General features: G+C 62.8%; 5 protein-coding genes and 1 tRNA gene. 2 read left to right on the forward strand and 4 right to left on the reverse strand.

All coding sequences use genetic code 11. From position 1 onward, the window contains the following. Positions 1-66: 66 nt before the first annotated feature. From QUG01_RS18360 to QUG01_RS18370, 3 genes are read right to left on the reverse strand one after another with little or no spacing between them, the layout of a single operon-like run. Positions 67-1,395: a TRAP transporter large permease gene (locus QUG01_RS18360; RefSeq protein ID WP_500831343.1), complete on the reverse strand. Its 1,329-nt coding sequence runs from the start codon at positions 1,393-1,395 to the stop codon at positions 67-69. Next, a complete protein-coding gene (locus QUG01_RS18365; protein WP_500831344.1) occupies positions 1,392-1,982 on the reverse strand; it encodes a TRAP transporter small permease in 591 nt (196 codons plus the stop codon). The genes QUG01_RS18360 and QUG01_RS18365 overlap by 4 nt, the downstream gene beginning before the upstream one ends. A 57-nt stretch (positions 1,983-2,039) precedes the next feature. Then, on the reverse strand, positions 2,040-3,044 hold the full coding sequence (locus tag QUG01_RS18370; protein WP_500831345.1) for a TRAP transporter substrate-binding protein: 1,005 nt from the start codon (positions 3,042-3,044) through the stop codon (positions 2,040-2,042). A gap of 186 nt (positions 3,045-3,230) precedes the next feature. Between QUG01_RS18370 and QUG01_RS18375 the strand changes: the two genes are divergently transcribed. Next, entirely contained in the window at positions 3,231-5,561 is a 2,331-nt protein-coding gene (locus QUG01_RS18375) for a PAS domain S-box protein (protein ID WP_500831346.1), read from the forward strand. 25 nt (positions 5,562-5,586) lie between these two features. Next, positions 5,587-5,662, forward strand: a tRNA-Ala gene (locus tag QUG01_RS18380). Positions 5,663-6,205: 543 nt separating this feature from the next. Here QUG01_RS18380 and QUG01_RS18385 read toward each other — a convergent pair. After that, positions 6,206-6,719, reverse strand: a 514-nt coding sequence (locus tag QUG01_RS18385) for an integrase core domain-containing protein (protein WP_500831347.1), incomplete at its 5' end; no start/stop codon positions are given.

Here is a 6,719-nt window from a genome sequence, read left to right on the forward strand (position 1 = left end):
GCCGTGTCGGACAAAAGCCGCGATGGGCGGCCCCATCGCGGCTGCATATCGCTTGACTTGAAAATGTCAATGCAGCATGCCCAGCATCCGCGGCAGCCACAGCGAGATTTCCGGAATGAATGTCACCGCGACCAGAAAACCCAGCATGGTCAGCAGCCAAGGCCACACGGCCACGGTCAGCTCGGTAATGCCCATCTTTGTGATCCCCGAGGCGACATAAAGGTTCAGTCCCACCGGCGGATGGCACATGCCCACTTCCATATTGACCGCGATCAGGATGCCGAAGTGGATGGGATTGACGCCCAGCTTCACCGCCACCGGATACAGGATGGGCGCCATGATCAGCACGATGGCCGACGGGTCCATGAAGTTGCCGGCGGCCAGCAGCAGGATGTTGGTCAACAACAGGAAGGCGACGATGCCGAAGCCCTGGCTGGCCATCCACGCCGCCATGGTCTGCGGAATCTGCTCCGATGCCATCAGGAAGGAAAACAGCACGGCGTTGGTGATGATGTACAGCAGCATTGCGCTCATCGACGCCGCGTTGATCAGCACCTTGGGCACATCCTGCAGCCCCATGTCCTTGTAGACGAATACCGCGATCACGAAGGCGTACACCGCCGCCATGGCCGCCGCCTCGGTGGGGGTGAAGATGCCGGAGTAGATGCCGCCTATCACCAGCACGATCAGCAGCAGGCCCCAGACGCATTCGCGAAAAGCCTGCCAGCGCTCGCCCCAGCTGGCGCGCGGCAAGCGCGGGTAGTCGAACTTCTTGGCGCGATACCAGGTGGTCAGGCCCAGCAGGGCCGACAGGCACAGGCCGGGCAGCACGCCGGCCATGAACAGCTGGCCGACCGAGGCGGTGGACACGCTCATGCCATTGGGGCCGGTGACGTCCATGCCGGCGGTGGCGATGCTGTACATCACCAGATTGATCGACGGCGGGAACAGGATGCCCAGCGCGCCGGAAGTGGTGATGACGCCGGCGCCGAAGCGCTGCGGATAACCCTGTTTCAGCATGGCCGGCAGGATGATGGAACCGACCGCCACCACGGTGGCGACGGAAGAACCGGTGATGGCGGCGAACAGCGCGCAGGACACCACGCCGGCCAGGCCCAGGCCGCCGTACCAGTGGCCCACCAGGGTGGTGGCGAAGCGTATCATGCGCCGCGCCACGCCGCCGTGCATCAGGAAGTTGCCGGCCAGGATGAAGAACGGAATCGCCATGATCTCGAACTTCTCGATGCCGGTGAACAGCTTCAGCGCCACCGAGGTGACCGGCACCTCCGTCATGGTGAATAGGAAGGTCAGGACGGTCAGACCCAGCGAAATGGAAATCGGCATGCCGGTCAGCATCAGCGCCAGCAGCAGGCCGAAAATGATCAGCGCGCTCATGGACGGCCTCCACGGTTGATGTCGTGCGGGTGCAGGTTATCCAGCGTCTCGTCGCCTTCCAAGCCGTCCACATGGCCGTGGTCGTGCTTGGGCAGCGTGCCGGTGCGGATGAAGTTCCAGGCCACCTGCAGGAAGCGGAAGCACATCAGCGAGGAGCCGGCCGGAATGGCCAGATAAACCAGCCACATCGGCGCTTCCAGGTCGGGCGAGGTCTGGTCGGTGTGGGCGATGTTCCAGACGAAGTCGCCGCCCATCACCGCCACGATGCCGGTGAACAGCGCGCCGGCCAAGAGGCCGAACACGATGAAGTAGCCACGGGTCTTGTCCGGCAGGCGGTTGATCAGCACGTCCACGCCGACGTGGATGCCGGTGCGCACGCCATAGGCGGCGCCAAACTTGGCCATCCACACAAACAGGTAAACGGTCAGCTCCTGCGCCCACGATAGATTGATGTGGGCGAGGTAGGGTTGCAGGGTGGGAATGCCCGAGCCGTAGCGGTGCAGCACCGCGACGAAGGTGATCAGGGTGGCGGCCCCCATCAGACAGGCAATCATCCACTCCTCGAGATGGTCGAGGATTTTCAGCATGGCGGGTTTCCTCAGCGCATGGAAAAACCGCGCCCGGCAGGGCGCGGCGGATCGCCTTTACTTGGCGGGGTTGAAGCCGGTTTCCTTGTAGATGGCCTTCAGCAGCTCAGGCCCGATGCGGGCGGCCATCTTCTGGTGCACCGGCAGCAGCGCTTTCTTGAACGCCTCGCGCTCCTGAGGGGTGGGGGTATAGACCTGTGTCTTGCCGGATGCCTTGATCGCGGCGACGGCTTTTTCGTTTTCCTGCTTGGCGATCTGGTTGGCGTAGACGGTGGCGTCCTGCACCGCGCTGTCCAGCTGCGCGCGCACATCGGCCGGCAGGCCATCCCAGAACTTCTTGTTGACGATCAGCGCGTAGCCGAGGAAGCCGTGCTGGGTCAGCGTCAGGTTTTTCTGCACCTCATAGGACTTGCTGGTGTAGAGATTGGAGGCTTCCAGCTCGGTGCCATCCACCACGCCGGTCTGCAGCGCCTGGTACACCTCGGAGAAGGCCATCACCTGCGGCAGCGCGCCCAGCGTGCGCATTTCCTCTTCCAGCACCTTGGACGACTGGATGCGTATCTTCATGCCCTTCAGGTCGGCTGGGCTCTTGATCGGCTTGTTGGCCGAGAAATTCTTGAAACCGTTGTCCCAGTAGGCCAGGCCCTTGATGCCCTTGCCCTCCAGCTTGCCCAAGAGTTGCTTGCCGATGGGGCCGTGCATCACCTTGTTGACTTGGTCGTAGTTGTCGAAGACATAGGGCAGATCGAATACTTCGAATTCCTTTACGCCCAGCGGGCCGAACTTGGCCAGGCTGGGGGCCAGCATCTGCACCGCGCCCAGTTGCAGCGCTTCCAGTTCTTCCTTGTCCTTGTACAACTGGCTGTTGGGATAAACCTGCACCTTGACGCGGCCGTGAGTGCGCTGCTCGGCCAGTTTTTTGAAGTATTCCGCCGCCTTGCCCTTGGGCGTGTCCGGCGCCACGACATGGCTGAACTTGATGACGATTTCGCCGGCCGCCTGGGCTGCGCCGGACAGGGTGAGGCTGGCGCAGAATGCCAGCGCGATATGCTTGAGCTTCATGTAAGGTTCTCCATCCATTGGTAGCGTTGTTTGATGTTATGGGCCGGATCGGGCCGGCGGTTTTACTACTTAAAGTAGTAGCACCATGCCGCGCTGACCATTAGGGAATTCCAGAACAGGGGCATGTTGCCCCGATTTGGCGCGGGCGCGTTATCATCAAGGCCATTCCCTGCCCGGCTGCCCGACATGCCTGTTACCGATTCCTCTCTTCGCGGTACCCCGCGCCTGCTGTGGCCCAGCGTCAGCCTTGCGCTGATCGCGCTGCTGCTGGCCTTGTGCAGCCTCAGCTACCTGGTGTACCGAGACTGGCGCGACGAGCAGCAGGACAACTTGATCCAGGAAGTGCTGTGGCTGGAGCAGTCGCTGCGCATGCACCTGGAGGGGCATCAGGAGTGGGCGGATGCCATGGCGCGCGACATCGCCGCCGGCAAGACGGACAGCGCCCGTTTTGCCCATCTGGCGGCGTTTTATCTGCGCGAAAATCCCGAGCTGGTGACGCTGGAGCGGGTGGGGCTGAATCATCAGGTGGAGTGGGATTCGCACGGCATCCGCCGCGACGGCCGGCAGCTCAACTCTTCAGAATATGACGCGTTGTGGCGCGCCGGCCGCCTGATGCGGGCCAGCTACGGCGCCCCGTATCAGGGCGTCGATGGCAAATACCGTTTCGACCTGGCCGTGCCGCTGGTGCGCGACGGCCAGCTGCTGGGAGGCATCCGCGTGTCTTACCTGCTGGATGGCCTGCTGTACCACCAGGTGCCATGGTGGATCGCCTCCAAGAACTACATCAGCATTCTGGACGTGGGCGGCAAGACGCTGGCCCAAAAGTTCGACGCCGCCGAGCAGCCGGGCAATATCTCGCACCAGACCAGCTTTGATCCACCGGGTTATGGCCTGTACCTGAGGGCGGTCAGCTATCGCAGCGGCCTGGGGCTGACGCTGCCGGTGCTGACCGGCATCATCATCGTGCTGCTGCTGACGCTGCTGTATGCGGTGTGGCGCATCCGCCGCCATATGCGCGAGCGGGCCGCGACGGAGCAGAAGCTGGCGCAGGAGGTGTCGCTGCGCCAGGCGATTGAGAACTCGATGAAAAGCGGCTTGGTGGCGATTGGGCTGGAAGGGGAGATCGTCCGCGTCAACCGCGCCTTCTGCGACATGCTGGGCTTCGCGCCGGAGGAACTGGTCGGCAGCCATCCGCCGCATCCGTTCTGGCCGCAGGACCAGCACGACGTGCTGGCCGACGCCATGGATGCCGTGCGCGACAATCGCCAGCAGGAGCAGGGTTTTGAACTGACGCTGATGCGCAAGCGTGGCGACACGCTGGTGGTGCGCTTGTTCGCCACGCCGCTGGTGCAGGAAGATGGCAGCCAGCATGGCTGGATCGCTTCGATGTTCGACATCACCGAACGCCAGCGTCAGCGCAAGGAAATGGACGCGGCGCACCGCCGCTTCCTCACCGTGCTCAATGGCCTGGCCGCCGGCGTGTGCGTAGTGGACCAGGGCAGCGGCCAACTGCTGTACGCCAATCCGGGTTTTGCCGAGATGTGGCAAGTGGGCGACGCCGACGCGCCGTGCTGCGTGCTGCTGCCGGGCCTGCGCGCCGGCCGCGATGGCGACGAGTACGGCCAGGAGTTCATCGTCACCGGCGAGCGTTGTCTGCTGCTGCGCCGCCGCCGCATTGAGTGGGTGACCGGCGAAACCGCCTGGCTGGCCATCCTCAGCGACGTCACGGCCGAACGTCGGCGCGAAGAGCGCGAACAGGCGCAGCAGGAGCGCTTTCAGAACACCGCCCGGCTGATCGCCATGGGCGAAATGGCTTCCACGCTGGCGCATGAGCTGAACCAGCCGCTCACCGCCATCCACACCTACGCAGCCGGCGTCAGCCGCCGGCTGCCGGAGGAACTGGCCCTGCCGGCGGGCGTGCGCGACGCCATCCAAGCCATTGCCGAACAATCGCGCCGCGCCGCGCAAATCGTCAGCAGCATCCGCGCCTTCGTCAAAAAACATGAGCCGCAGCTGGAGCGAGTGGAGCCGGCGCGCGTGGTGCAGCGCGCCTTGTTGCTGGCCGAGCCGCTGGCCGCCAAGAACGGCGTCAACCTGCAACTGGAACCAGACCGCCGCCCCTGCCAGGTAGACATGGACCCGGTGTTGATCGAGCAAGTGCTGCTGAACCTGATGAAGAACGCCATCGAAGCGCTGGTGGACGCCGGCACCCCGCGCCCCGGCGTGGAGCTGCATACCTGCGTGGGCAACGGCAAATGGCGGGTGGAAGTGGTGGACAACGGCCCAGGACTGGCCGCCGGCATGCAGGACAACCTGTTCACGCCGTTCTACTCCACCAAGCCGGAAGGGATGGGCATCGGCCTCAATATCTGCCGCTCCATCGTGGAATTCCACCGCGGCGAATTCGGCGCCGTCAGCAGCCCGGAGGGCGGCTGCGTGTTCTGGTTCAGCCTGCCGCTGGCCGGCGCGGAGCCGGCAGGAGCAGGGGGCTGGTCAAACGAAATGCCGTCGTGCTAGTATTTGCGCGTCGATATCCATCGACGGGCCGATAGCTCAGCTGGGAGAGCGCTGCGTTCGCAATGCAGAGGTCGGGAGTTCGATCCTCCTTCGGTCCACCAATAATTCCCTTGGCAATCAAATATTGAGTGACGGGAAGCATAAGTTGGCCAAAACGGCCAGCTTATACTTCCCGTTCCACGTTTCTCCCCTTTGTTATCTCAATGTCATATTAATTTTCCCATTCGCAATCTACTGATAGCATCGCCAGGCAAGGCTTTCCGCGTTTGGTACGGTCGTATCAGGTCTTGGCCGGCTTATGGGTGCAAATCGTCGATTTTGGCCAGCTTATGGTGATCTGCCCCCGCCAGCCATACCAGCAATCAGGAGAGAAGTCCTAGGGGCTGTTGACGTTTGGTGAGTGGATCGCGTTTGAGCCGATTTGTGCCGGAAGCAAGGCGCACAGTCCGCCGCATAGTCATTCTATGCAAGGGCTGGGCAACGTGGCTTCCGGCCCAAAGCGGCCAAACCCGCAGGGCCGGGTGCCTTTCGCGCCGACTCTTCGTTGTTCCGCGCTGGCAGAGAATGACTATGCGGCGCGCGAAACGCCTCGATTCGTCGCAAAACGCATCCCGGCGCGACCGCCCACCAAACGTCAACAGCCCCTAGGTTTGCATGGTGGTGGAACCTGCTGATCTTTGGCTTGCTACTTGTGCCTGGCGATGGCGTGCCGCAAATTCCGCTGGTGGTATCCGGCCAATCGATCCATGGGGACGGACTTGATTGTAATCGTCCCGCCACGCGGAGATGATCTGTCTGGCCTCCGCCAGCGAATCAAAGACATGCTCGTTCAGGCATTCGTCGCGGAGTCTGGCATTGAAGCTTTCGATGTAACCATTCTGCATCGGCCGCCCTGGTTGAATCAGGATGTGGCGGATGCCGCGGCTTTGCGCCCAGCCCATGAATACCCGACTGGTGAACTCTGGCCCATTGTCCGTCCGGATCGCTGACGGATAGCCGCGAAATTGCGCCGCCTGATCCAGCATCCGCGTGACGTATTGACCGGACATCGAGAAATCCACCGCAATCTGCACCGCTTCGTGGCTGAAGTCATCGGCGACCGTCAGGCATTTCAAGCGCCGACCACTGGCTAACTGGTCGCTGACAAAATCCATGCTC

Source organism: Chromobacterium sp. CCUG 76385, from assembly GCF_059916625.1.

Bases quoted from the DNA above. Each gene is read 5' to 3' on its own strand.
- QUG01_RS18360 (WP_500831343.1), bottom strand. From the start codon at position 1,395: ATGAGCGCGCTGATCATTTTCGGCCTGCTGCTGGCGCTGATGCTGACC.
- QUG01_RS18365 (WP_500831344.1), bottom strand. From the start codon at position 1,982: ATGCTGAAAATCCTCGACCATCTCGAGGAGTGGATGATTGCCTGTCTG.
- QUG01_RS18370 (WP_500831345.1), bottom strand. From the start codon at position 3,044: ATGAAGCTCAAGCATATCGCGCTGGCATTCTGCGCCAGCCTCACCCTG.
- QUG01_RS18375 (WP_500831346.1), top strand. From the start codon at position 3,231: ATGCCTGTTACCGATTCCTCTCTTCGCGGTACCCCGCGCCTGCTGTGG.